Genomic DNA, 2,534 nt, shown 5'->3' with positions numbered 1-2,534 from the left:
CAAACACACCAAATCTTGTGCTTTATCAGCGTTTTGAATACCAAAACCCAAAGCACCCAACCAAACCCACCAAACTTATCCGCCCAAGTGTGGTTAAGGGCAAAGAAGCCATCACAGAGTTTGGTTATGATGACGATGGCGATGTTGTCACGATGACTCAAATGGGGTATGTGCCAATCACGCCCAAACAGGGCAATCAAACCACCACACCCAATACACAAAACAGCCAAACTGACGGTCTGCAAACTTATCTGACCAAGTTTACCTACGCCATACAAGATAACCAAAAACGCCTAATTGGCAAAACCATAAAAAGCAGTCAAGATGACTTGGTGCATAGTGAGTATTATGACTACGACCAACAGGGCAATCTTATCGCCATTCATCACGGCAAAGACAAACAGGCAAGCGAACACTTTGTCTATCAAAACAGCCCACACGGCAAACAGCTGACCAAACACACCAGCATTCAAGGCATTGACACCCATTATATCTACAACCAACAAGGGCTTATCACGCACATCAAAAGAAACAGTAGCAACAACACCAACAACACAAACAGCGAATTTGTCCAAATTGACTATGATAACCAAAACAGACCCATTGCCTATCGCAACCACTTAAATCAAAGTGTTAAAGTGAGTTATGATGCTGTCAGTGATGATAATGACAACCAGCAAAGCACTACCACTCACACCATTACCTACACCTTTGATGATGGCAACAGTGTCATACAAAGCTATGATGGCGAACAAAACCTGCTTGATGAAAAGACCAGTACAGGTATCAGTGCCAATCAAGAAAAAACAAACCTAAACACAAATGATGATAGGACTGATGGTCAAAAAGCTGGCATTGCCAATGCCACAAGCCTTGTTTTTGTCCAACAACCAAGCACCCATTCACAATCCAAAGACCAAGCAGGCACAAATGCCAAACACAATAATACAAACCCCATCATTTTAAGCCTAGATGTCTTTGGCAGACTAGACACTCTAACCCTACCACAAGGCAGTAGCTACACTCGCCAATATGACGACTTTGGTAGGCTAACAAGCCATACCGATGCCAACACAGGCACGCACAGCCTAAGCCACAACGCCCATCATCTGCCAACCCTTATCCAAGATGAAAACACCACCACAGCCATTACTTATAATGACTTAGCAATGCCAACCAAGAGACAAACTTGTCAAACTCAAAAAACAAACACAAGCAAGACTGAGCAGTCAAACCAAGCCCAAGACTGTCAAACGGTCAGCTATCACTACGACAACAAATACCGTCCCACCCACATCAACGACCAACATCAAAACACCACTTATGTCTATGATGATAAGGGCAATGTGATTAAAACCGAAGTGTCATTGACCACAACCACCCACACCACCGCCTATCAATACGACAGCTTAGGCAGAATCACCCACACCCATCTGCCAGAGGGCATTACACTAATACACCACTACGACAAGCACAGCCAAACCACAAGTATTGACTATCAACTGCCAAACACAAGCGTTTGGCAGACACTTGCACGCTCTTTGATGGGTAATAAAAACCAAAATCCCTTACTTACCAACATCAAAGCAAGCTCCACCCAAGGACTTGTCTCCTTTACCTATACCAACCACACAAACCAAGTTAATGTCTATGACCATAAAGACAGACTAAGCCAAAAACACGACCACACCACAAGCACCAAGCTAAGTTATGGCATAAATTCAAACAACCCAAACAATCTTAGTCAAATCGTAAGCATTGACACCAACGGCAATATCATAAATATTGATGAGCTGACGAGTGCCTACACTTATGATAGTAACGGCAATCGCACCAAACATCATCACACCCACTACACTTATGAACCAAATTCTGATAGACTAAGCACCATTACTATCAAAGATAACCAAAACAACATCATCAAAACCACCCATTACACCTACGACAACCTAGGAAACCCTGTAATGATAACCACCAAAGACCACAAAGACGACATCATCAGCCAAAGAGCCTTAACCTACACCCCTGATGGACAAATCAAGTCTATCAAGGACAATGATAAGCTAATCGCTACTTATCAGTACAATCATCTAAGACAAAGAATCTCAAAAACCATTTACCAAAAAGACAACCAAGCAAACCAAACAAAAGAAGAAACAACACAGTATCTTTGGGATAAGGGCTTACTCTCTGCTGAAATTAAAGATGATAAAGTCATCAGAAGGTATGTTTATTTAGATATAATGCCTGTGGCTGTTTTAGATTATGGGTATGATGAAAAAGGTAAATTAAACGAGACCAAGGTTTACTCAATCCACACCGACCATCTAGGCACACCAAAAGCCATTACCAATAAAAACCAAGAAACGGTTTGGCAAATAGATTTAGACACCTTTGGGGAGACCAAATCCATTCAAAGCAAAGACAACTTCCAATTCAACCTAAGATTTGCAGGACAATACTTTGACCAAGAGACAGGGTATCATTATAATTATCATAGATACTATAATCCTAAGGTGGGTAGGTATTTGACA

The 2,534-nt window shown here is 41.8% G+C and carries 1 protein-coding gene; it reads left to right on the top strand.

The genetic code is table 11. The annotated features are described in order from the left end of the window. Positions 1–2,534: RHS repeat domain-containing protein (locus A7456_RS04165; RefSeq protein ID WP_082995437.1), on the top strand; the 2,534-nt coding region annotated here is incomplete at both ends.

It is taken from the genome of Moraxella nonliquefaciens, assembly GCF_001679005.1.
Classification (GTDB): Bacteria; Pseudomonadota; Gammaproteobacteria; order Pseudomonadales; family Moraxellaceae; genus Moraxella; species Moraxella nonliquefaciens.
This window is presented reverse-complemented; position numbering and strand designations above follow the sequence as displayed.